General features: G+C 63.4%; 18 protein-coding genes. 7 read left to right on the plus strand and 11 right to left on the minus strand.

Annotation, left to right across the window (positions count from 1 at the left end):
• Positions 1-93 precede the first annotated feature (93 nt).
• Positions 94-801: a peptide-methionine (S)-S-oxide reductase MsrA gene (msrA, locus tag AC3CBN_RS17130; protein WP_488634195.1), complete on the plus strand. Its 708-nt coding sequence runs from the start codon at positions 94-96 to the stop codon at positions 799-801.
• A gap of 58 nt (positions 802-859) precedes the next feature.
• Here the strand turns inward: msrA and AC3CBN_RS17135 are convergent, their stop codons facing one another.
• The 6 genes from AC3CBN_RS17135 to hutU form a co-directional block, all read right to left on the minus strand.
• Positions 860-3,607: a putative bifunctional diguanylate cyclase/phosphodiesterase gene (locus tag AC3CBN_RS17135; protein ID WP_488634196.1), complete on the minus strand. Its 2,748-nt coding sequence runs from the start codon at positions 3,605-3,607 to the stop codon at positions 860-862.
• Between the two features lie 71 nt (positions 3,608-3,678).
• Positions 3,679-4,452, minus strand: a complete 774-nt coding sequence (locus tag AC3CBN_RS17140; RefSeq protein ID WP_488634197.1) for an iron-containing redox enzyme family protein — start codon at positions 4,450-4,452, stop codon at positions 3,679-3,681.
• 375 nt (positions 4,453-4,827) lie between these two features.
• Positions 4,828-6,159 carry an aminotransferase class V-fold PLP-dependent enzyme gene (locus tag AC3CBN_RS17145; RefSeq protein WP_488634198.1) on the minus strand — a complete coding sequence of 444 codons (1,332 nt, stop codon included), beginning with the start codon at positions 6,157-6,159 and terminating at the stop codon, positions 4,828-4,830.
• A gap of 133 nt (positions 6,160-6,292) precedes the next feature.
• A complete protein-coding gene (locus AC3CBN_RS17150; protein ID WP_488634199.1) occupies positions 6,293-6,679 on the minus strand; it encodes an MAPEG family protein in 387 nt (128 codons plus the stop codon).
• A gap of 70 nt (positions 6,680-6,749) precedes the next feature.
• Positions 6,750-7,772: a class A beta-lactamase gene (gene bla / locus AC3CBN_RS17155; RefSeq protein ID WP_488634200.1), complete on the minus strand. Its 1,023-nt coding sequence runs from the start codon at positions 7,770-7,772 to the stop codon at positions 6,750-6,752.
• Positions 7,773-7,913: 141 nt separating this feature from the next.
• Positions 7,914-9,584, minus strand: coding sequence for a urocanate hydratase (gene hutU / locus AC3CBN_RS17160; RefSeq protein ID WP_488634201.1), 1,671 nt, complete (start codon positions 9,582-9,584; stop codon positions 7,914-7,916).
• Positions 9,585-9,821: 237 nt separating this feature from the next.
• On the opposite strand from hutU, the gene AC3CBN_RS17165 reads away from it, so the two are divergent.
• The 3 genes from AC3CBN_RS17165 to AC3CBN_RS17175 all read left to right on the plus strand — a co-directional run bounded on the left by AC3CBN_RS17165 (position 9,822) and on the right by AC3CBN_RS17175 (position 12,584).
• Positions 9,822-10,460 (plus strand): hypothetical protein, encoded by a 639-nt coding sequence (locus AC3CBN_RS17165; protein WP_488634202.1) that lies wholly within the window; start codon positions 9,822-9,824, stop codon positions 10,458-10,460.
• An 82-nt stretch (positions 10,461-10,542) separates the two neighbouring features.
• A complete protein-coding gene (locus tag AC3CBN_RS17170) occupies positions 10,543-12,057 on the plus strand; it encodes a DNA-3-methyladenine glycosylase 2 family protein (protein ID WP_488634203.1) in 1,515 nt (504 codons plus the stop codon).
• Positions 12,057-12,584 carry a methylated-DNA--[protein]-cysteine S-methyltransferase gene (locus tag AC3CBN_RS17175; RefSeq protein WP_488634204.1) on the plus strand — a complete coding sequence of 176 codons (528 nt, stop codon included), beginning with the start codon at positions 12,057-12,059 and terminating at the stop codon, positions 12,582-12,584. The genes AC3CBN_RS17170 and AC3CBN_RS17175 overlap by 1 nt, the downstream gene beginning before the upstream one ends.
• Before the next feature lie 8 nt (positions 12,585-12,592).
• Here the strand turns inward: AC3CBN_RS17175 and AC3CBN_RS17180 are convergent, their stop codons facing one another.
• Positions 12,593-12,946, minus strand: a complete 354-nt coding sequence (locus AC3CBN_RS17180) for a hypothetical protein (RefSeq protein ID WP_488634205.1) — start codon at positions 12,944-12,946, stop codon at positions 12,593-12,595.
• Positions 12,947-12,994: 48 nt separating this feature from the next.
• Between AC3CBN_RS17180 and AC3CBN_RS17185 the strand changes: the two genes are divergently transcribed.
• Positions 12,995-14,278 (plus strand): alkaline phosphatase family protein, encoded by a 1,284-nt coding sequence (locus tag AC3CBN_RS17185; protein ID WP_488634206.1) that lies wholly within the window; start codon positions 12,995-12,997, stop codon positions 14,276-14,278.
• A gap of 121 nt (positions 14,279-14,399) precedes the next feature.
• Here the strand turns inward: AC3CBN_RS17185 and AC3CBN_RS17190 are convergent, their stop codons facing one another.
• A complete protein-coding gene (locus AC3CBN_RS17190) occupies positions 14,400-15,698 on the minus strand; it encodes an MFS transporter (RefSeq protein WP_488634207.1) in 1,299 nt (432 codons plus the stop codon).
• 247 nt (positions 15,699-15,945) lie between these two features.
• Here AC3CBN_RS17190 and AC3CBN_RS17195 point away from each other — a divergent pair, with 247 nt between their 5' ends.
• On the plus strand, positions 15,946-17,637 hold the full coding sequence (locus tag AC3CBN_RS17195; protein ID WP_488634208.1) for a sensor domain-containing diguanylate cyclase: 1,692 nt from the start codon (positions 15,946-15,948) through the stop codon (positions 17,635-17,637).
• A gap of 13 nt (positions 17,638-17,650) precedes the next feature.
• Positions 17,651-18,559 carry a hypothetical protein gene (locus tag AC3CBN_RS17200; protein WP_488634209.1) on the plus strand — a complete coding sequence of 303 codons (909 nt, stop codon included), beginning with the start codon at positions 17,651-17,653 and terminating at the stop codon, positions 18,557-18,559.
• 228 nt (positions 18,560-18,787) lie between these two features.
• Here AC3CBN_RS17200 and AC3CBN_RS17205 read toward each other — a convergent pair whose 3' ends face one another.
• The 3 genes from AC3CBN_RS17205 to AC3CBN_RS17215 form a co-directional block, all read right to left on the minus strand.
• Positions 18,788-19,816, minus strand: a complete 1,029-nt coding sequence (locus AC3CBN_RS17205; RefSeq protein WP_488634210.1) for an alpha/beta hydrolase — start codon at positions 19,814-19,816, stop codon at positions 18,788-18,790.
• A 7-nt stretch (positions 19,817-19,823) separates the two neighbouring features.
• Positions 19,824-22,829 carry a glycoside hydrolase domain-containing protein gene (locus tag AC3CBN_RS17210; RefSeq protein ID WP_488634211.1) on the minus strand — a complete coding sequence of 1,002 codons (3,006 nt, stop codon included), beginning with the start codon at positions 22,827-22,829 and terminating at the stop codon, positions 19,824-19,826.
• Between the two features lie 157 nt (positions 22,830-22,986).
• Positions 22,987-23,973, minus strand: coding sequence for a multidrug resistance efflux transporter family protein (locus tag AC3CBN_RS17215; RefSeq protein WP_488634212.1), 987 nt, complete (start codon positions 23,971-23,973; stop codon positions 22,987-22,989).
• Positions 23,974-24,115: the final 142 nt, after the last annotated feature.

The raw sequence follows: 24,115 nt of genomic DNA on the forward strand, positions 1-24,115 counted from the left end.
TAACCCGGGAAACGCCGGTAGCGAATAACGGGGTGAGGGCCACGTGTCATTGCACGGCGGCTCGCGTGTCATCAGCCGATGGAGCGTTACACCATGCGTATTCGACGCCAAACCTGGTTCCTTACCGTTGCCGGCCTGCTGATCATGGCAGGGCTGGGTGCGTGCAGCCTGGCCGCTGCAGGCAGCGATGCCGCCACCCTGCCCGATCCCTCCGTGGACGCCAGCCAGGCACAGGGCGACCAGGTGGCCGTGCTAGCTGGCGGTTGTTTCTGGGGCCTGCAGGCCGTGTTCGAACACGTGAAGGGGGTGAAAAAGGTCTGGGCCGGCTATTCGGGCGGCGCCGCCAGCACGGCCGAATACGACCGGGTGAGCGATGGCGACACCGGCCACGCCGAGTCGGTGAAGATCCTCTACGACCCCACCAGGGTCAGCTATGGCCAGTTGCTGAAGGTGTACTTCTCGGTGGCCACCGACCCCACCCAGCTCAATCGCCAGGGGCCGGATGTCGGCACGCAATATCGGTCCGCCATTTTCTATGGCAACGACGAACAGCAGCGCATCGCCAGCGCCTACATCGCGCAACTGACCGCCGCACACAGCTTCGCCGACCCGATCGTGACGCAGGTGGTACCGCTCAAGGGTTTCTATGTAGCGGAGGCTTATCACCAGGACTATGCGCAACGGCATCCGAATGAGCCGTACATCGTGTTCAACGACGCGCCGAAGGTGGTCCACCTGAAGCAACAGTTTCCGGCGCTGTACCAGCCGGAGCGAGAGGTGGTGGCGGTGCAGCTGCATTGAGATGAGGCCGCATTTCTGCAGGAGTGCACCGGGTGCGCTCCTGCAGGGCAAACGTGAATCAAACCTCCGGCGGTACCAGCCTCAAATGCGAGCTGCCCGGTCGCTTCTCCGAACTCAACAGCTGCACGATCTCCTCTGGCTCAACGGGTCGTGAATAGAGGAAGCCCTGCCCCTCCGTGCAGCCCGCCCGCAACAGGAAACGATGCTGATCCTCCGTCTCGATGCCTTCAGCGATCGGGCTGATGCCGAGTCTGCGGCACAACGTGAGCATGGCCTCGACGATGGCGCCGTCACTACCATCCTCCGGCAGGCCGGAAACGAAACTCTGGTCGATCTTGAGATAGGCAATGGCGCGTAGCTTCAGGTAGCTCATGGAGGAGTAACCCGTGCCGAAATCATCGATGGCCACGCCCACGCCAAGGGCGTGCAACGCGTGCAACGTGCGCTCCATTTCCTCGCCCAGGCGCAGGATCGCTCCCTCGGTGATCTCCAGCATCAATCGTTCCGGCGCCAACCGGCGTGACTCCAACAACGCGCGTATGTCGTCGACGAAATTGGCCTGCCCGAACCAGTGTGCCGACACGTTCACGGCCATGCGCAGCGGCGCCAGGCCGGACTTGTCCCACAGATGCATCTGCGTGCAGGCTGCCTGCAGCACCCATTGGTCGATGCGTCGGATCAGACCGAGCTTTTCGGCCATGGGGATGAACTCACCTGGCTGGATTTCGCCTCGCTTGGGATGGCGCCAGCGCAACAACGCTTCCACCGCGATGATGCGGCCGCTGCGCAATTCCACCGTGGGCTGGAACACAAGATGGAACTCATCATCCGCCAGTGCCTTGCGCAGCTCGGAGGCGAGCGCGATGCGCCGGCGGGCGTCGGCCTGCATGCGCGGCGAGTAGAACCGGAACGCGTTGCGCTCCTCGGTCTTGGCCGCGTACATGGCGGCGTCGGCATTGGTGATGAGCGTGGGCACATCCGTGCCATCCAGTGGATAGCAGGCAATGCCGATGCTCGCACTGAGTGCGAGTTCGTAGTCCCCAACCACCGCCGGTGCCGCCAATGTTGTCAGGAGTCTGCCGGCCATAGCGCTGGCCTGTTCGCGTGTGTACAGGTCGCTCAGCAGCACGGTGAACTCGTCGCCGCCAATGCGGCCGGCCAGTCCACGATCGCCCAGTTCGTACACGATGCGCTCGGCCACCTTCACCAGCAGGTGATCGCCGATGGCATGCGTGTAGCTGTCATTTACGGCCTTGAAGGCATCGAGGTCGATGAACAACACGGCGGCCATGCCACGCTCTCGTTCGGCCGCAGCCACGGCCTGCACGCAGCGCCGTTCGAACTCGGCGCGGTTGGCCAACCCCGTAAGCGGATCGTGCGCTGCCATGTATTGCAGGCGTTGCTCGTTCGCCTTGGCGGTGCTGATGTTGTTGATAACCGCCACATAGTGCTGCACCTGGCCTTCCGGATTGCGAATGGCGCTGATGCTGAGCCACTCGGCGTAAGAGGTGCCATCCATGCGCCGACTACGTACTTCGGCCACCCAGTTGCCATCGATATCGATGGCATCCCACACCGAATCGGGCAGCGGCGAGCCGTCCGGCAAGCTGCGGAGGTCGTCGAAGCGTATGTCCTGCAGCGCCTGCGCCGTGAATCCCGTCATGCGAATGTGTGCCGCGTTCACGCGCGTCACGCGGCGAGCGGCGTCGGCAATGATCACGCCTTCGGCAATACCCGCGAGCGCCTCGGACGCGATGCGCCGTTGCTGCTCCAGGTTCACGCGCTCGGTGATGTCGCGCATGATCGACTGACGGACGCTCTGTGTGCCCCAGTAGGCCACGCTGCTGCGCATCTCCACGGGGCGAAGCTGGCCATCGGGGCCGCGCAATTCGCCGGTGACCGCGCCGTCCGCACGATGCAGCAGCGGCACGAACAGATCCGACAGATCCATGCCGATCAACGCGTCCATGCCCTGCCCCGTCCACTGGAGCGCAGTGCGGTTGGCGCCCAGGATATGGCCGGTGGCGTCGTCGACCATCACGATGGCATCGGCGGCGCTGTCGTAAAGCAAGCTGAAACGCTCTTCGGTGCCACGGATGCGAGACAGGATGCGTCGCGCCATACGCAGCCATAACAGCGACGCCAGGCATGCCGCGAGAAACACACCAGCGTACAGGACGCGCCCCAGCCAGGTGGCACCCTGCGCCACCTCCAGCGAGAACTGTTTGGTCAACGGCTCCAGTTGGTCGTTGAGCGCATTGATGCGTGCTAGCTGTTGGGTAGTCCAGGACTGGGTAGGCTGGACTTGCGCGCGGGCCTGTTTCAGCTCTTTGGCGATGCCGCCAAGCTGTACCAGCGGCCGGTCTGCCGCACGCCACGCGACAACCGCCTCGCGCATATGCGATACGTCCGTGCAGCAACGCAGCATGAAAATCATGCCGGACTTCGCCTCAGGAAGGATCTTGCCGCGCTCGAATGCCTGGTCCACCGCGGCGCGATCGAACACGCCGGATGCGATCGCATCACGCGCCCAGCCATCGGACATCAGCAATTCATAGTTGCCTTCGAACGCAGCCAACCGATCGGCGCTGCCCGTTTCGGCGTAGATGGAAAGATCGATCACCGCCTGCTTCTGCGCCTTGCTCCAGACACTCTCGCCGTTGAGAAACCCGGCGAGAGTGACCTGGACCTGGAGCGCGCCCCAGGTAAGCAAGAGGATCAGGCCGATAACGGCCACCAGCCCATAGGCCAGTGGCCTCAAGCGACTTAGCAGCGGTCTTTGCGAGGTGCTAGGGATGGAATCCATGGCGTCCTTTTACACGACCACCTCATAAAGCTACATCTCGCCTGGTCACGCTATCGACTATGAAATGCCCCTCATGCCGCCTGCTCTTCGACTTCCTCGATGCGCTGCAATACCAGACAACGCTCCAGCCCGTAGTGCAGGCTGATATAGCTGCGCTCGATGCATTCCCGAAGGTGGTCCACTTCCTCGGGCGCCGGCTGGCTCCCCATCAGAGTACAGACAATTTCAAGCGCCTCCCATGGGTGGGTATCGTCATAAGCGGCGTGCAACTGAAGCCATCGCAGCGTCCCTTTGCGCCCGGTCGTCGGCAGGCTGTTGGCATAGGCCACGCTATCGTAGACCTTCTGCGACCACTCGCCGGTAACACCCTCGATGGCGTAGTTGGTGGCGGCGATGCCTGCGGCCAGCGTGTCGCGGCCGCACACCTCATGGCACCAGTCGGCAGCCGCCTGGGTGCCTCGGGGTGGGCGACCATCGATCACATCCCCACGTGCCACGCCCGAACCTTCGGCCCAGTCCAGCCAATACTCGGCGTGGTTCTGCTCCACCCGGATATTGCGCACCAGCCAGCGGCGCGCGAGGTTGTCGCCCGCACTGCGCCCATAGCGCGTTTTCAGCAGGTTCTGCGCCATGAAAGAAGGAAAGCGCTCGATCAGCGACCAGGTGCCAACCATGAAGTTGCTCATGGTCGTCTGGTCGATGCGCCCTTCGCTCATCAGGTCCCACATCACATGGTCACGCACGCTCCGGCGGGCGGGCTCGCAGGCCGCGATCATGTCCTGCGCCCATTGCGGGTAGCTGGACAGTTCAGTCAGCGGGCCGGTGCGTTCAAAATCAGTTTTCATGCAGTTCTCCCATCATCGTTAAGGAAACCGCCAGCCCCTGCCGGCGGCCCGGCGCCGTCGCGCCGGAACTGCATAGTGGTCATGCGTGCGAGTCTTGCGAACACCCAATCAGCCAAACAACTCGAAGAAATATCAACAATATATTGATATTTATCATAAATATGACAATGCAAACGATTTCATCTGACCTAACTGACAGAGCAAAATGTCAAGCCAATGACGTCAGAAATACGACGAGCGTCAAGTTTTCGACACCAGGCAACCCGCCTCAGAAGCATCCAGAGCGCCATGCCAGCTCACGATGAAGTGCGCGCGCGACGGCGGAGGAATGCAGCCAGAGGGAAACCCAATGGAAGACGTGCGGCGACGAACGCCTCAGCCCGCGATGGCACGCACCGCAGCTACGGCGCGGTCCACTTCTTCCGGCGTATTCATCAACCCCGCGGAAAGCCGTGCGTAACTCATCGCGTAGGGACTACTGCTGGCGACAATGCGGCGCTCCAGCAGCCGCTTCACCACTTCGTCCGGGCTCAGACCCGCCACTTCGAAACAGTTGATGCCTGCCGAAAGCGCAGGGTCGCGTGGCGTGTGCAGCTTGACCTTGGGTATCGCAGCCAGGCCGTCCTTGATGCGACTGTTGAGTTCGCGAATGCGCGCCGCTACACGCTCGCGCCCCATCTGCCGGTGCATGCGGAACGCCGCGCCGGTAGCCCATTGATGCTCGTAGGCGTGAAAGCCGCCGGGCATCATGCGTGCCGCCGTTGTGGGCCCACGCGGGGGACGCTGCGCTTTCCAAGCCTCGAACACTTCCAGGTCCGAGAAAGAGGGAATCAGCGGCCGCAGCCGCGCCCAGTTCTCGCTACGCGCCCAGATCAGTCCGGTGCCTCGCGGCGCGAACATCCACTTGTGCGTGCCCGCGCAAACATAGTCGGCCCCCATTTCGGCAATGGTGTCATCCACCGCGCCAATGCCGTGCACTCCGTCCACGACCAGCAGCACGTGGTCTTTCTCGTCACGGTGGCGGTTGGCTTCCTTCACCACGGCGGCGAATTCACGTATCGGCAGGCGCATGCCGGTGGCCGAGTGCACCCAGGTGATCCCAAGCACGCGCGTGGATGGCCCGATACCTTCGCGCGCACGCGACAGCATGCCGTCCACCGTTGCCGTGGATGCTTCGTCAAACAAGGTGATCTTGCGCAGGCTGGCACCGCTGCGCTCCGCCGCATATTGCGCCGCCTGGTGGTGCACGATGTGATCGTGCGTCGTGAGCAACACTTCGTCGCCCGGCTTCAACGGAAGGCCGTGATACACCAGCGACAGACTTTCGGTGGTGCTGCCAGTCAGCGCGATGTCTTCCGGCCGCGCACCAAGATACGGCGCCATGTCCCGCCGAACCCTGTCCTGCAGGTTTTCGGCCTCGTCCAGGAACATGCCGCGATCAACCACCAGGTATGGATTAGCATCGATCGCACGGCGAAAATCGTCGATGGCATCGCGCACTGGTCGCGGATGCGAGACCAGAAAAAATCCCGAAAAATGCAGGTAATCCGGTGACAGCGAAAACTGCCGCCGCACCTCGTCCCAGTTCGACAACGAAGGCAGCGGTGCAGTGTTTGCCTCTACGGCGGCCAGCAGGCTTCCCGGTGCAAGCAGCGTCCCTAGCGCCGCACCGCCGCCAACCAGAAACTCGCGTCGTGTCAGCCCCATGTCATGCGCTCCACGGCAGAACACCGCCGAGGATACGCCCGCGTTCAAGGGCCAGGCATCCACTGAAGGAAATAGCCAAGCACCCGGTGGCATGTATGGCCGGGGCGCCTGGCTACGGTGTACGCGGGCTTTGTCAGCAGAGGCCACCAAGTACCATCACGATGCCCACCACCGATGCCGCCCAAACCAGCGTGCGCAGGTAAGGGATGCCGATCGCATAAACCGGCAGGTAGACCACGCGCGCCCAGAAAAACAGCTGTGCACCCAACACGGTATTTGCGCTGGTGCGTTGCGACAACACCGCCGCGAGCACCGCTGCCGCGAAGAACACGAACGTCTCCATGAAATTGCGGCTGGCACGATCGGCGCGTGCTGCCAGGCCCGTCAGCGCAATCCGCTCTTCGCGATTGCTGGCGTTCCACGTCAATCCGCGCTGCAGCAGCGAGAGCGTGGTCGCAAACAACAGGTACACCAGCCCCAGCGCAATCGACCACGCCAACCACTTCAGTTCGACCGGCATATCGCACCTCTCCGTTTGGATGTGGCGCCATCATGCATGCGGGTCGGGCGTGGCACCAGCCTGCCGCCGCTCAGGGATGCAGAGCTGTAGTGATCTGTCGCGCGATATCTGCAAACAACGCATCACGCGCTTTGCTGGGCGCCGGAGAGTCAGCGAGGAAGGCGGCCACGATCACGACATGACCATCTGGCCAGGTGAGGATGCCGATGTCGTTATAGGCAGCGGTCCTGCCTTCCAGCGAACCGGAGGTGCCTGTCTTGTCGGCGAGGCGAACGCCTTGCGGCACACCCGCGCGCAAACGGTTGGGAATGGTCTGCGCTTCCATCAGACGCAGCAGATATTGCGTCGACGCCTGCGACAGTAGTTCGCCGGCATGGAGTTTACGAAGAAAGCCAACAGCGGCCTCCGGGGTGCTGCGGTTGCGCGGATCGGCAAGAAACGCCTGATAACCGCGACGAAGCCGCTGCAGCGCAGCCTGCTCGTTCTCGTTCGCCGGTGCGTGTTGTCCCGGCTGCAGACCTCTGGACACCTGCGCGACGTCGGCCTCGTCCATATCCACGCGCATGCCTTCGATGCCATGCGCCTTCATGAAAGACGTCACCACCTGCGGACCGCCCACGACCCTGATGAGCGCATTGACAGCGGTGTTGTCGCTCTCGCTCACAGAGGCCGAAAGCAGCTGCGCGACCGTGAACGTCATCTTCTCGCCACGGAATTGCGCGCCGATGGAAGGCACGGCCGAGCCATCCATCACTTGATCGCGCGTCACCGTTACTTCCTGCTGCAACGACAGCGCCCCGTCGTCGATGCGCGACAGCACGGCGGCGGCTACCGGTGCCTTGAACACACTCATCATCGGAAACGCACGACTGCCGTTGATGCTGGCCGACTTGCCAGTTTGCAGATCCAGCACCGCGATACCGAGCAGGCCGGGACGTGCGCGCTGCGCCAGCACATCCAGCGCCTGCTGGAGCCGGGCATCGGAAGCATTCGCCGTCATGCGGTCGGCAGCCAGCGTCGGCCATGCCACGCTGGCAAGGGAAAGGGCCAACATCGCCGCAGTGACAAGGGAACGATGGGACAGGGAAGTCACGAAGATGGCTCCTTTGCCGGGCCTGGCAACAGACGCGCTATCTTCCACGCCGGGATGGCGGACTCGTGGCGCGTGCCTGACAAAGCCGGGATGTGTTGCCGAAACACGCCCGGCGCCTCGCAGCGCCGGGCGTTATATGCATCAAATCATCGGCAGGTTCAGCCCTTGCTCTTTCGCGCACTCGATGGCGATCTCGTAGCCGGCATCGGCATGACGCATCACACCAGTGCCCGGATCGTTCCACAAGACGCGCGCGATGCGCTTGTCCGCCGCCTCGGTGCCGTCGCACACAACCACCACGCCCGAGTGCTGCGAGTAACCCATGCCGACGCCGCCGCCATGATGCAGCGATACCCAAGTCGCGCCACCGGCGACATTGAGCATCGCATTCAGCAGCGGCCAATCGCTCACCGCATCGGAACCATCGCGCATCGCTTCGGTTTCGCGGTTCGGGCTGGCGACGGAACCGGAGTCGAGGTGATCGCGACCGATCACGACCGGTGCTTTCAATTCGCCGTTGCGAACCATTTCGTTGAACGCGAGGCCGAGCTTGTGGCGAACACCAAGACCCACCCAGCAGATGCGCGCCGGCAAGCCCTGGAAGCTGATGCGATCCTTCGCCATGTCGAGCCAGCGATGCAGATGCGCATCGTCCGGGATCAGTTCCTTCACTTTCTGGTCGGTCTTGTAGATGTCTTCCGGATCGCCTGACAGCGCCACCCAGCGGAACGGACCCACGCCTCGGCAGAACAGCGGGCGCACAAACGCTGGCACGAAACCCGGGAATGCAAACGCATTCGTCAGGCCTTCGTCCTTCGCCATCTGGCGGATGTTGTTGCCGTAATCAAAGGTGGGAATGCCCTGCGCATGGAAGGCGAGCATCGCTTCCACGTGCTTGCGCATCGACTGCTTCGCCGCCTTGGCCGTGCCGGTCGGATCACTCTTGCGGCGCTCGAACCACTGTTCCACCGTCCAACCCTGCGGCAGGTAACCGTTCACCGGATCGTGCGCGCTGGTCTGGTCGGTGACCGCATCCGGACGCACACCACGGCGCACTAGCTCCGGCAGCACGTCGGCTGCATTGCCAAGCAGCGCGATCGACTTTGCCTCGCCAGCGGCGGTGTACTTCGCGATGCGCGCGAGTGCGTCGTCGAGATCGGTGGCCTGTTCGTCGACGTAACGTGTCTTCAGACGGAAGTCGATGCTCTTCTGCTGGCATTCGATGTTGAGCGAGCACGCCCCCGCCAGCGTAGCGGCAAGCGGCTGCGCGCCGCCCATGCCACCGAGGCCGGCGGTGAGAATCCACTTGCCCTTGAGGCTGCCGTTGTAGTGCTGGCGCCCCATCTCCACGAACGTTTCGTAGGTGCCCTGTACGATGCCTTGCGAGCCGATATAGATCCACGAACCGGCCGTCATCTGGCCGTACATCATCAAGCCCTTTTTATCGAGCTCGTTGAAATGCTCCCAGTTCGCCCACGCCGGCACCAGATTGGAATTGGCCAGCAGCACGCGCGGCGCGTCCGGGTGAGTCGGGAACACGCCGACGGGTTTTCCGGACTGGATCAGCAGCGTCTCGTTGTCGTTGAGCTCGCGCAGTGCACGCAAGATCGCGTCGAAGCATTCCCAGTTGCGCGCGGCGCGCCCAATGCCGCCATACACCACCAGCTCGGCCGGGTTTTCGGCCACTTCCGGGTCGAGGTTGTTCTGCAGCATGCGGAACGGTGCCTCGGTAAGCCAGCTCTTGCAGCTGAGCTCGTTGCCGCGCGGGGCGCGGATCGTGCGGGTCGTGTCGATACGGGTCGGAGCGTTCATGGAAAGCATCACAGCCGGGAGAAAACCCGATTGTGGCGAGCCGGAACGACGCCCGCAAACCGCAGTGCGGCAAAACGCTGCGAAAACACGAGTTTGGCCGTCATCCCAGCTTGACCGGTCGTTCGGCTGTTGAGAGCCGCTGGAATGACAAGCAAGGACAGTTCAGCCCTCGGAAACGCTCGGAGCCATTCAAATTCAGCCCGTACATCCGCACCCACCATTTGGCTGATTGAATGGTTGTTTTCCGCGACCCAGACTGCGGCGGGGATCGGGATCGACCGTTGCATATCGCCACGGGAGAACCCAGCCATGTCCATGAAAAGCCCGATCCGGCAACTCGCTCTCGCTGCCGCGCTGCTCGGCGTCGTCGCCGGTGTGCAGGCCGCAGACAAGAAAGCGCCGTCAGATGCCGAACTGATCGCCAGCGCCATGCGCGCCGCGCCACCGAGCGTCGCCAAGGACGCAACGATTGTGAACATGGACGCGAAGGGCGCCATGAAAGTCCTGCGCAAGGGCAACAATGGCTTCACCTGCATGCCCGACAACCCCGGTACACCGGGACCGGACCCGATGTGCATGGATAAAAATGCGATGGATTGGGTCGCAGCCTTGATGGCACACAAGCCGCCACCGGCAGGCAAGGTCGGCTTCATGTACATGCTGGAAGGCGGCACCGATGCGAGTAACACGGACCCCTACGGGGAAAAGCCGACAAGCAGCAATCACTGGATCAAAACCGGCGCGCACGTGATGGTGGTCGGCGCGGATGCGAGCTTCTACGACAGTTATCCCAAGGGTGCCGATCCGGATACGAGCCAGCCGTATGTGATGTGGGCCGGCACGCCGTATCAGCATTTGATGGCGCCCATTAAATAGTGCCGAACGAGGCTTGAGGTTCCGGAGCATTGATGTCCGAAAACGGCCAGTCGATGAGATGCAGGAGTGCTAGCCTGCGTCCATGACTACCGTTGACGACCATCCGCTCCCCGATGCACGGACCTGCGAACAGGCCCGGCTGAGCCGTGATGCGCGGTTCGATGGCTTGTTCTTTACGGCCGTCACCAGCACACGCATCTATTGCCGCCCGGTTTGCCCTGCCCCATCGCCCAAACGGGAAAACGTGCGCTATTACGCCACCGCGGCAGCGGCGGAAGCGTCCGGATTCCGCCCCTGCCTGCGCTGCCGTCCGGAGCTCGCACCCGGCAACGATGCCTGGCAGCGCGGCGATCATGTCATTGCGCGCACGCTCAAGCTGATGGAAAGCGGCGTGCTGGACGAACTGTCGATGGACGCGATGGCGGAACGCGTCGGCATCGGTGCTCGACAATTGCGGCGCCTGTTTGTCGAGCGAGTGGGTGCGCCGCCGATCAGCGTGCACACCACGCGCCGCCTGTTGTTCGCCAAGCAACTGTTGACGGAAACCGCGCTGCCTGTCACCGAGGTGGCGTTGGCATCGGGCTTTCGCAGCCTGCGCCGTTTCAACGCCGCGTTTCTGCAGGCCAATCGCATACCGCCGCGCGAGCTGCGTCGTCATCCGGCTGTCGCAACAGACGATGCACTCACGCTGCGGCTCGGCTATCGGCCTCCCTACGATTTCGAGGCGATCCTCGCGTTCCTGCGTGGCCGCGCGCTGCCGGGCGTGGAACTGGTAGACGAGCACAGTTATGCGCGCGTGTTCGGCCCGCCCGACGCACCCGGCTGGCTGCAGCTGAGCGCCTGGCCTAATGACGAACATGCCCTTCGCCTGCGGCTACATTGCCCGCAACCGGCGCAGATATTGGGCGTGGTATCGAAGCTGCGGCGCATGTTCGACCTGGATGCCGACCCGCAATCGATCGGCGATGCGCTGAAGGAAAGCGCGGTGCTGAAGCCGCTGCATCGCAAGCGCCCGGGCTTGCGCCTGCCGGGCGGTTGGGACGGTTTCGAGATTGCGGTGCGCGCCATACTCGGCCAGCAGGTGAGCGTGGCGGCAGCGCGCACGCTCGCCACGCGCATCGTGCACCGATACGGCACACCGATCACAGGCTCATCGCTGCCGGGATTGGAGCGCCTGTTCCCCGGCCCGGAAGCGCTGGCCGATGTGGATCTTCGGGAAGTCGGACTGACTACGGCACGCGCCAACACCGTGCGTGGCGTAGCGCAGGCGCTGCTCGATGGGCGCATCGATTTTCGCAGCGAACAGCCGCTCGATGAATTTGTCGCGCGCTGGGTGGCACTGCCTGGCATCGGCGAGTGGACGGCACATTACATGGCGATGCGTGCACTGAGCCATCCGGATGCTTTCCCTGCCGCCGACCTCATACTGCGCCGAGTTGCCGCCGGTGATGCCCCGGAGCTGAGCACGAAGGCGCTCACTTCGCTGGCGGAAGCGTGGCGTCCGTGGCGCGCGTACGCCGTGATGCATCTGTGGCGCAGCGCCAGCGATGCGGCCCAGGCCGCCGCAAAACCGAGCAAAGCGAAGCGAGTTGCCTGATGTCTACCGTAAAGACTCTCTGGTACGACGACATGCCCAGCCCCATCGGTGTGCTGCGGCTGGTGGCGGATGAACAGGGTCTGCGCGAAGTCTGGTTCGAGCGCGGGCGCCATCAGAAGGCACCGCAACCGACGTGGCAACGCGCGGCCGAGCCGCTCGCGCAGGCAAGGCAGCAACTGGAGGAATATTTCGCTGGCACGCGGCTGCAATTCGACTTGTCACTGCATCCGCACGGCACGTCGTTTCAGTGCGACGTATGGTGGGAGCTGGCGCGCATTCCCTATGGCACCACCATCAGCTACGGCGAATTGGCACGACGCATCGGACAGCCGCTGGCCATGCGTGCCGTGGGCGCCGCGAACGGTCGCAATCCACTGCCTATCGTGTTGCCTTGCCATCGTGTGATCGGTGCCGACGGCAGCCTTACCGGCTTCGGTGGCGGCCTGCCGACCAAACGCTATCTGCTGTCACTGGAAAGCCGCGTCGCCGACGGCGACCTGTTTGGCGTGGACATTCGTGCCGGGTGAATAAACCCTCAGCGTCCCGTTTCCACCTGCGGCGTTACTGCGTTGCGATAGGGGTCCATGAGGCTGCGCTGATGCGGCTGATAGCGATCGTAGCCCTTGCCCGCGTCGACCGAGGCTTTCGCTGCGGGTAACGGCACATGCGTCATCGCCACCGGCGTGCGCTTGGGCGACTTTGCCTTTTGCGTCTGCCCGATGGCGTCTTTGGACGCGCCCGGCTTGTGCGCGGGAGACGACGCTTTCGCGGTGGATGCAGCGGACTGCGCGACCGCAGGTTGTTGCTGGGCGAACGCTGCATTCATCCAACCGCACACACCGAGCAGTGCGAGGAACGCGGCGCTGGATAAAGGACGTGTAATGGTCATACGACTGGGTAATGATACGGGCTTTGTTTCCATCGTACGGGACCACGTATGAAAATAGCGTTTCGCCTGATGCTGTGTTCGTTGATAGCGATCAGCGCTGGTTGTGCCAACCAGCCCACGACGACTCCCACCGCTTCCGCAACCCAGTCCACCATGGCGAAGGCGGCGCCCGCACCGCTGCTGCTGATCTCCATCGACGGCTATCGTGCCGACTACATCAAGCGCGAACTCAGTCCAGCGCTTGCTGAACTCGCGAAGACAGGCGTACAGGCCGCTGGCGGCATGCAGCCGTCGTTCCCTTCCCTGACGTTCCCCAACCACTACACGATCGTGACCGGCCTGCGTCCGGATCACCACGGCATCGTCAACAACACCATGCTCGATCCCGCGCTCGGCCGGTTCTCGCTCGGCAATCGCGACGCGGTAGGCGATGGCCGCTGGTGGGGGCAAGGCACGCCGCTGTGGGAAACGGCACACCAGCATGGCATCAGGAGCGCGACGATGTTCTGGCCTGGTTCGGAGGCGAATATCCACGACAAGCACCCGGATTTCTGGAAACCGTATGACGGCAACGTCCCTCCCGGGCAACGCGTTGACCAGGTACTGGCATGGCTGGACCTGCCGGCGGGCGAGCGCCCCGGTTTCCTCACGCTGTATTTCGATGACGTGGACCATGCCGGCCATACCTATGGCCCGGATACGCCGCAGGTTGACGAGGCGCTACGCACCACCGACGCCGCGCTTGCGCGCCTCGTGCAGGGCCTCAGGCAACGCAACCTGCTCGATCGCGTCAACCTGATCGTGCTGGCCGATCACGGCATGGCTTCGGCGCCTGTGAAAAACAGCGTGCTGCTCGACAAGGTGATTCCACTCACCCGCGTCGACGTGGTCAGCCTGGGCGTGCTGGCCGGCCTCAATCCCACGCCGGGCCATGACTTTTCGAAAATCGAAGCACAACTGGAAAAACCGCAGAGGCACATGACCTGCTGGGACAAGACCCGCGTGCCCGCGCGGCTGGCCTACGGCAGCAACCCGCGCGTGCCGCAGTTGCTGTGCCTGGCCGATGTTGGCTGGCGCATCACTACGTCCGACGCCGTGACGAAGAAGAAAGGCAAGCTCAGCCTGGGCGAGCATGGCTACGACAACGAGGCGCCGCAGATGCAGGCGTTGTTCGTCGCGCATGGACCCGCGTTCCGTGAAGGCACCCTGGTGCCGTCGTTCCCGAACGTGGACGTCTATCCGCTGATGACCCACCTGCTCGACTTGCCCAACGCAGCGAACGATGGCGACTACCAGGCGGTGAAAGACATGCTCAAGCCTGAGGCGCAGTAGCAACACATTCCCTGTAGGAGCGCACCCAGTGCGCGACCGCGGAGCAACGGTTTATCACTCCACTGGATTGTCGCGCACAGGGTGCGCTCCTACAGAAAAGCCCGAAAGCGACGGTCATGCGTCATTGCGGAATGGGTGGCTCGGTGCCGGGTGACGGCGGACCCGGCAGCGGTGGTAGGTAGTACAGGCGCCAGGCGATCAGCAGCCCGGCCAGCACCAGCAAGGCGACGAAGATCGCCACCCCATTCCAGCCATGCGATGCGTAGAAAAGTCCGCCGCTGGCACCGGCGATGCTGGAGCCCAGATAGTAAGAAAACAGATACATCGACGACGCCTGCGCCTTGGCATTGCCGGCGCGACGGCCCACCCAGCTGCTGGCGATGGAGTGGCCGCCGAAGAAACCGAACGTCACCGCCACAATGCCCAGCACGATCAACACCAGCGGACGTGTCATGGTGAGCCCGACGCCCACCAGCATCAGCCCGAACGCCGTCCACAAGACCTTGCGTCGCCCCAGCCTTCCGGCCAGATGTCCCATCCATGCCGAACTGAAGGTGCCGATCAGGTACACGCTGAAGATCGCACCGACCGCAGCCTGCCCCAGCCCGTAAGGCGGTGCCAGCAACCGATAGCCGATGTAGTTGTAGAGGGTGACGAACGCGCCCAACAGCAGGAAACCCTCGACGAACAGCCACGGCAGGGCGGCGTCACGGAACACCTGCGCGAAGCGCCCCAGCAACGAACCCAAATCCAGCGGTTGGCGCACGTGGTGCCGGGACGGCGGCAGGCTGCGCCAGAAGATCAGGCCAGCGATCAGACCGATCACGCCGACGGTGGCAATACCGGCGCGCCAGCCCACGAATTCGGCCAGCACACCGGCAACCAGGCGCCCGCCCATGCCCCCGATGGCATTGCCACTGATATACAAGCCCATGCCCAGTCCGATCGACTCCGGATGCATTTCCTCGCTGAGATAGGTCATCGCCACGGCAGGCAGGCCGCTAAGAGTCAAGCCGAGCAACGCGCGCAGGATCAACAGCATGTGCCAGTCCGGCACCAGCGCCGTCAGCAGCACCAGCACCGCCGACGACAGCAGCGATGCCGTCATCACCGACTTGCGTCCCAGTGCATCCGAAACGCCACCGGCAAACAGCATGGCGAACGCCAGCACACCGGTGGTCAGCGACAGCGATAGCGCGGCCGTCGCGGCGCTCACGCCATAGTCCCTGCTGAACTCGGGCATCAGCGGCTGGGTGCAGTAGAGCAAACCAAAAGTGGCTACACCGGCCGCAAACAAAGCGAGATTGGTCTGGCGGAAAACCGGTGTGCCATGACGGATGAAGGTGGGCGGTTCAAGTTCCGGCGCGTCCTGCCGATGTCCCGGGCGAGACGTCTCGTCCACTTTGTCCTGCCTGCCCATTTGCTGTCGCCCTGCCTGCATCAGTGAACGGCAAGCATAGAACTTGGCACCGCAGGGATCGAGAAATGGCTCAAACGTCTGTTCGGAAAACGTTTTCTCAAACAGCGAAGCAGGCCGGAATCGCCATGCCTGCAGAAGAACGTGATACATAGTGCGCCATGAGGGTTGGTCCGACGGAACGGGCGAACTCAAAAACCGGCAGGGGGGCCGGAGAAAAATGGGGGGATATGTGTATCGCGAACCCGTCGTGGTTTTCGTCGTATGCCTGTTCGCTGCGCTTTATGCGCTGGCAGCGCATGCCGCGCCCACGGACGCGCGCAAGCCGGTGCTGCAGATCGCTGCGCTGCCCGTCACGACACCCGCGCCTTCGGTCGAGCAGGTGGTGCAAGGCCGGCTGGATGCCTCATTCGTTTCCTCCCGCGCCCCTTACACGCCCAACGCCGTCGACACACAGCGCTGGTACCGGCTGAGCACCGACATCGACTGGACCGACGCGGCCTCGCCCGTGTTGAGCTTCACGGGCGCCACCTACATACGTCTCACTGTCTATGCACCGCCGGACTACCGGCCGCAGGCACTCTGGTTCGCACAGACCGATGGCGTGCGGCGCTTCTCGCGCCACCATCTCGCCGTTGAGCTGCCGCACGACCTGCGCGCCGGGCAACCGGTCTATGTGCAGATCGCTGCGGATAGCTTCACGCGGCAGATCAAGCCCGCGCTCACCGACATGGCGCGCTACCAGGCAGAGGATCTCAATCATGTGCGGCTGACCACGCTGTTCGCCAGCGTGCAGTTCACCATGATCCTCGCCGCGCTATGCCTGTGGATGGTGCTGCGCGACCGCGTGCTGGTGTACTTCATCGGTTACGCCGGCTTCCAACTCATATACCAGCTGCTGATGAGCGGCGAAATCTACGAGCTGCCGGGCGGCAGTTTGATGGTGCCATTGGGCACGCGCGCGCCATGGCTGTTCGCCGCATTGAGCGCACCGCTGTCGATCTCGTTCATTCTCGAATTCTGCGACCTCCGCCTGATCACGCCGCGTGCCGCCCGGATCCTCGGGTGGATGCGCTGGCCGTTCCTGCCCGCCGCCTTGCTACTGTGGCTGCCGTTTGCGGTGCGCACGCACGCACTGGTCAACTCGTTCAACCTGTGGCTGATGGTGAGTTCGCTGTGGGCGCTTGGCTCGGTGATACTCGCCGTGTCGCGCCGAGGCCGCCAGGCCAGATTCTTCCTGATCGCATGGATGCCGCAGGTGTTGTTTACCTTGCTGCGCGTCACCCAGATCCTGTTCAAGCTCGACCAGCCGCGCTGGCTGGAACACGGCTACCCGTTCACCATGGCGTTCTCCTGCGTCGTGATCACCATTGGCCTGGCCGACCTCTCGCTGCGCGCGCGCCGCGAACGCGACATGGCACATCATCTTGCCGACCACGACGCGCTCACCGGCGTACTCAATCGTCGTGCACTGGTCAGGCGATTGCATGCGGCCATCACGGAAGCACGGCTGCAGCGGGAACCGCTGGCCCTGCTGTTCCTGGACATGGACCACTTCAAATCCGTGAATGACCGTTACGGTCATCAGGTTGGCGATGCCTGTCTTCGCGCCGTGGCCGAGGCGATTGCCGATGAGCTGCGCCCGGCCGACTGCCTGGGTCGCTACGGTGGCGAGGAATTCGTGGTGTGCTTGCCAGGTGCCTCGCGCGAGAACGCCATGGCCATCGGTGAGCGCATCCGCCATCGTATTGAAACCATGCCGGTGCATTCGCGAGGCAACACCGTGCAGACCACCGTAAGCATGGGCGTCGCTACCCTGGATGGTCCGGTCGATACCGCCGATGAACTGATTGCCCGCGCCGATGCCGCGCTCTATCGCGCGAAGACCGACGGCCGCAACCGCATCGTCGCCCATACTCCCCTCGTCACCACCGGCAACTGACCGAAGGAACAGCGTGGACACACCTCATGTGTTGCAACCGAACGACCTGGAAGCTGGCGATGTGTTGCTGCATATGGGGCGAGGGGAGCTTTCCCGCTTGATCGCCTGGGTGGGCGACAGCGCCTACAGCCATGCCGCGGTCGTGTTCGACGATACGCAGTTGATGGAGGCCGCGGCGAGCGGCGTGCGGTACGCCTCGCTTGTCCAGCGCACGACCATGGTCGATAACTTCCACTACATCGACGTATTTCGTCCGGCGCGACTGCAACGTCCCGATCGCGCGGCCATGCTTGAGATGCTGCGCGGTGCGCTCGCACCCTATCTAGGCCTGCCCTACCCCATGACCTCGTTGTTCGTACTCGGCATCGTCTGCGCGGTGCGCAACAAGATTCCTGGCAGCCGCGACTTGCGGCGCGTGTTGCGCATGGCACTGGACCTGGTGATCGAGAACGATCCGGGCCAGGTGGTATGCAGCGAGCTGGTCTATCGCGGCTTCGCCGAAGCGACGACATCGCCTGCGCATGAGTTGCGCCTGCCCGTGATCACGCGATCGCGGCAGCACACGCCCTTGCCGGATATCGACCTGCTGGCGCTCGCGCACGAGTGCCTGGACGATCTGCGTCGCGCCGACCGCAAGCCGAGTATTGCCAGCGAGATCGCACTGCTCGCCAGCCCCATGCACGGCATGCATGAGTTGGCCGCCGCCGCTCTCGACGATTCGTCCGACGACGACGATGTCGAGTTGCGCCTGTTGCAGGCGCGCAGCCGGCTAGGCCTGGCCACGCCGCCGCCGTCACCTCTCCGCGTGGCCAATTCGCTGGCGCTGCCCGACCCCACGCCCAACCCGAAGACCGTGCTTCCCGCCGATCTTGAGTTCAGTCCGGGACTGGTAAAGATCGGTCGACTGGCGCTGATGGCTTAGCCCTCTCCCATCGGGAGAGAGGTTAGGGTTAGGGTTAGGGTTAGGGTTAGGGTTAGGGTTAGGGTTAGGGTTAGGGTTAGGGTACGAGGCTCGCGACACCTTTCACGCTTCGCTCCGCCCGAACCCTCATCCGCCTGAGCTTGAAGGGAGTTTCCGCGGGACCGGCACCTTCTCTCACAGGAGAAGGAGCTCCACGATTTAGCGCCGCAATATGCTTTGGGCAGCTCCTTACGGTACCGGCATTCCGTACGCCCACGTCAAAAATACCGGCAACATGCGCTTCCACGTCACCTGGTTGTGCTCGCCATCGGGCAGCAGATAAAACGTGACGTCTGCCGCGCGCGACGAATCGCCTGCATGGTCAGTGTCCACGCTGTAGCCAAGGTCTCGCAGTCCGCGCAGGTGTGTTCCATCGGGCGCGCGGTAGCCGTTGACGAGATCCTGCGCGTCTTCCACAGCATCGATCACGCCGTTGCCATTGCGGTCATTCGTTTCCTCGTGTCCGCCGACGGCGAACCAAAAATGCAGCGGTTTGCGCCCAGAGGCCCTGTTCACCATGGCTTGTGCCAGTCGCGACGACTCGACCGCCTGCGCATTGCTTCGATCGGCGGCCAACCAGAACGATGGTGAGAAGGCACCGACGCGGCCAAATACCTCGGGATAGTTCCAACCCAGGTTGAATGCATTGAGGCCACCGAGCGACCAACCCAGCATCGTGCGGTCGCTGGCGTTGGCCTGAGTGCGGTAATGCGCATCGATGTATGGCACCAGTTGTGTGGCCACCCAATCGGAATATTCGTAGGCATGGCTGCCGATCGGTCCAATGCGTGAACCGCCGACCACACTGCGCTTGCGATCCCGGTCCGACAGACCATAACCGGATGCCCGATCCGTCAGCATGTCGATCGCCACCACGATGACCGGACCGATAGCATGCTCGGCGTAAAGCCGCGCCAGTGTCTCGCGCAGGCCCACTGCCGGCATGTCCTGGCCGTCATTGGCATACAGCACGGGATAACGCACACCTGCGACGCTCCCCTGCGCGTAACCGGGCGGCAAGTAGACCGTGAGCTTGATCTGCTCGGGCGCAAACGCTTTCGCGTCCAGCGAAAGCTTGGTGACCTGTTGTCCGTCCGCGGCATCACTAGCTGCCACGCTCGAATCAGCCAGCGCGTGCCCGCACGCACCGAATACCAGCAGCACCGCCAGCACAGTCGCTCGCCACGTTTTCATGCGCTTGTCGTCCCCTGTATGCATGTCGACTTCACTCCACCACGATCAACCAGCCCTTGCCGGGCTCCACCGGAATCGCGTCGCCCGGTTTGAATGTCGCCGCTGGCTGGAAGCCATCCAAGGCGGAAGCCACGAGCTTGGCCTTGCCCGCAGAGAGCCCGAGCGCCCTCCAGTCGATGGCAAGTTTCACCGCGGTTTTCTCCGGCGCCCATGACGCGAGTGCGATCAACGTCTTGTTGCCTTTGCGTACGTAGCTGGTGACCAATACGTCGTCGCGATCTGTCTTCACCGGAGTGTCGTGCACCCACCAGCCGACCATGTCGGCTTGTTCAATGCCGAACGCATTCCACAACTTCCAAAGACCCCGCGGATCACTGCCCGGCGACCAGCCAAGGCGGTTGGTCATGCCAAACAACATGCCGCGCCAAGGGTTGCCGTCGTTCTGCAACATCTCACCCATCAGGCCATAGGGAATACCCGAGATCTCGGTGAGCCAGTACGTGGGCGAGGTCTTCTCGTAATTGAACTCCTCGCCGAACCACAGCCGGTCGATATACGGGAAAAGCTCCATGTAGAGCAGTGCGCTGTTGATATAGCCGTCGCGCGGGTTGTACTGGCTGGCCGAATGCAGGTCGATCAGCGGGTGCGTACGATGCGCCTGCAACACCTTGCGCACGCGCTTCATGGTGGTGCGGTCGTATGCGACATCGTCGAGGTACAGGCCGTCGATGCCCACGTTGCGCGCGAGCCAGTCCAGCCCTTCGATGTAGTAGTTGTGCCAGCGGCTTTGTCCCGCATTGATCACTGCGGCATCACGGTTCTCCGGCACGTGCCAGGCGGCGATGTAGTCGCCATCGAGATGCTCCTGCAGCCAGGAGAAACCACCGCCCTTGCCGGCGCTGATCACCTCATGCCCGAGGCTTTCCAGCATCGGCAGCTCCGGCGCGCGATCGGACAGCTCGCGCACGGTGTCGTAAATCTTCACGCGCATACCGCGCTGATGCGCCGACTCGATATAGGCGCGCATCGCTTCCGGCTCGAGGAACGGATAATTGATCCACGGATTGATCGGCGTGGCGTGGTGGATGTTCACCACGTTCGCGCCATCGGCCTTGATCGCATCGAGGTCGCCGTACTTGTGGAAGAAGCGCTCGGAGAAGTGTTCGGCCGGGTTGATCGTCTTGAACGGCGTCACGCGCATGACGATGTCGTAGTGCAGCGTTTCACCGGCCTGCATGGTGCGGTGACCGCTGTAAGCCATGACCTTGTACGACTCGCCATCACTGAGCAAGCGAATGCCGCCCTGCCCACCGTTGTCCCATGACACCGGCATGCGTAGCGGCTGCTGGTGGTAGAAGTTGGTATTGAGCGGACGCAGGTAATGCTCGTCGCGAAGATGAAATTCCAGGCCGGCGTTCACTGTGCCGATCCACGCGCCATCCTGGTTGTTCTGCACGTTCCATTTCCATTGGAAGTCCGCCGGTGCGCGATCACCCTGACGGCCGAGGCCAAGTTGATATTTCGTCACGTCGTGATCCAGCGGAATTTCCAGGCGGATATCACGCAGCGTTAGCGCTTGCTTCGCTGTGAGTGCCACCGCGTAGACCAGCGTGCCATCGGCTTCGAGGCTCGCCTTCAATTCGCTCTGCAGCGGCCCGGCATGGCCGGCCGCCTGCCAGTGCACCTTGGCGGGACCGTCGGTCTGCACGTCAGGTTTTGCAGACGAGTTCATCGCGTGTGCGCCTGCATCGTCCTCGACGACCAAACGCATGGGTGCGACCAGCAGCGCCTTGGGCTGGCGTGCAAAACCTGTCATGCGCTCGTCAAAACGGCTGGTAATCTGCGCGGGCAATCCGCTGGTGTCGAGTTTCACCTCGCGCCCGAGAATGCCCAGTGCAGAACCCTTCACCGTAATCGCCGTGAATGGCTTCACCAGCGAATCGTCCTGCGCCAGGGTGGAATCGAGCCAGCGCAGACGAGTGAGCCTGGCGGGATCATTGTCGCCATGAGCCACGGCCCGGGCCTCACCCACCGTGATCGTCAGCGGCACTCTTTGCACCGGCATGCCGCCGGCTTCGATCGTCAACTCGCCGTGATAGGTGTCGGGCCTTGCAGACGCCGGCACGTCCAGGCCCATCCACAGCGGCTGTACGCGCCCTGCTTCCACATCCACGCGTGACGTGAATGGCTTGCCCGTGTAGTCCACGCCGCCAAGGTTGAAGCAGGAGAACGCGCTGGCGGGAATGCTGTCGCCACTCGCGTTGCGAAGGCTGCCGAAGCTGACGCGCACGTTTTCCACCTTGCCACGTGGCGCCCATGCGCCAACCTGGAAGCTCAGGTATTCGCCGCCCGCCACGTTTTCATTCAGCGAGCCGCCGCTGCCCCGCTGTGCCCAGCGTTCCGGAATGGTGTCGAACATGCGCACCGGATAAGCGCGCGTCTCCGGAAACAGCAGCAGGGATTCCGTGGGATGGGCAGCCAGCAGCGATTTCAGTTCATCCGGCGTGGCGGTGCGTTCCATCTCCGTGTACGCATCGAAGTCGTCCACCGCCTCGTAGCGCAGCACTTTCGCCTGCGGCAGCTTGCGCCATGCCTGCGCACCGGCGCCGAGCTTGCGCGACCACGCGGCATTGGCAGTGTCCTTCGGTGCGGCGTAGGTCACGGTGGGATAGTTGCTGCGCCCGGTACTGAGATAGGGCTGGTAGTAAACGGCATAGGACCCTGCCGTCGCAGCCTGGAACACCAGCTCGCCCTCGGCCTGCCCGATAGCTCCACGCACGACGTTCGCTACGGGCTTGCCGTCTGGCCCGGTGACAATTACCGCCACCTGCTCGGGGTGTGCGTCGCGGCGGCGCCAGGGAATCACCACGTGCACGGCGTTGGCCGGCGCATCCACCTGAAGCAGATAGCGATGATTGCCCAGCGTGTTCGCATCCCAGCGCAATGCCTGTTGCGTCACCGGCGTTTGCGCGTTCGCCAAGGGCGCTGTACCCAGCAACACGCCCGCCATGATCCATGCACTACGCCGATGAGTCATTGCCGCCCCAGATTGCAGAAGGAAGCCGGCAGCAGACGCAGCGACCGGAACTGAGGTGTTTACCTTGACGAGGCGGAATGGGGCAAGTTCCAAAGGTACGGCGGGCGCGGGAAGTGGGATGCACGCACGCCATCACTCATCCCCATCCCCGCCGTGCTCAGGCTCCGCGATCGCTGCGTAGCGTGCGCACGGCTTCGTCGTGCCCGGCAGCCGAGCGCCCGCTGACCCATCCAAACAGCGCGATGCCTGCCACGATCATCAGCGCACCGACGGCGGAGAATCCGTGCGGCCACGCCTCGCCGAGAAAGCACGCGCCGATCACCGTGGCAAACAGCAGCTCCGCCGCCTGCATCGCCTCCACCGCCGCAAGCGACGTAGGCTCGCTGCGCACCATGTCGGTGGCGCGGAAAAACAGCACGGTAGCGATGACACCAGAAGAAAGCGCCACGCCGCCCGCCAGCCACATTTCGCGCAAGCCGGGCGGCCCAATGGTGAACCATGCGATCGCCGCCAGCACCAGCCACAGTGGCCAGCTGCACAGCGTCATGCCGAACACTCGCTGCGTGGCGCCGATGCGCGTGCCGCTTTGCTCCAGGTGCAACAACAACATGCGATTGCCCAGCGGATACATGAAAGCGGAAAACACCACTGCCGCCATCGCCAGCCAGTCGCTGGTACTCAGGCGACCCTGCGCGTGGCCCCATTGCAGCGCGAACACGCCAAGAAGGATCAGCACACCGATGGCAACACTTCGCCACACCAGCTGCCGCCGCTCATCGCGATAGATGAAGGGTGACAACAGCGGCCCAGCCAGCACCGTGGTCTGGAAGCTGCCCGCCACCAGCCAGGAAGGCCCGCTGTTGGCCGCCCACGTGAGCGGCAGGCCAAACAGCACGAAGCCGACCGTGCTCCACAGCAGCCAGGCGCGTGGATACTGTCGCAACTCCTTCGGCAGCTCACCCAGCCCGCCCTGCCAGGGCAACACGAAAGCTAGCAACGGCAGCGTGATCAGGTAGCGCAGGATCACCGCCCACGCCCAATGCCCACCGCCCGCCACCAGGCTGCGATTGAGCACGTAGGTCATGGTGAAGAACAGCGCGGCACACAGCGCCAGACCCACCGCAGCGAAAGCGTTGGAGCGCATTCCTGTTCCATTGGCAAAACCCGAGTGTGGCAAATGCAGCAGGGTTTGCGTAGGCCTCGGGCTCCTGCATCGTCATTCCAGCAAAAGCTGGAATCCAGTGCCGCCGGTGCGCCGAACAGTCAATGGATCCCGGCTTTCGCTG

This window comes from Dyella sp. OK584, from assembly GCF_057787755.1.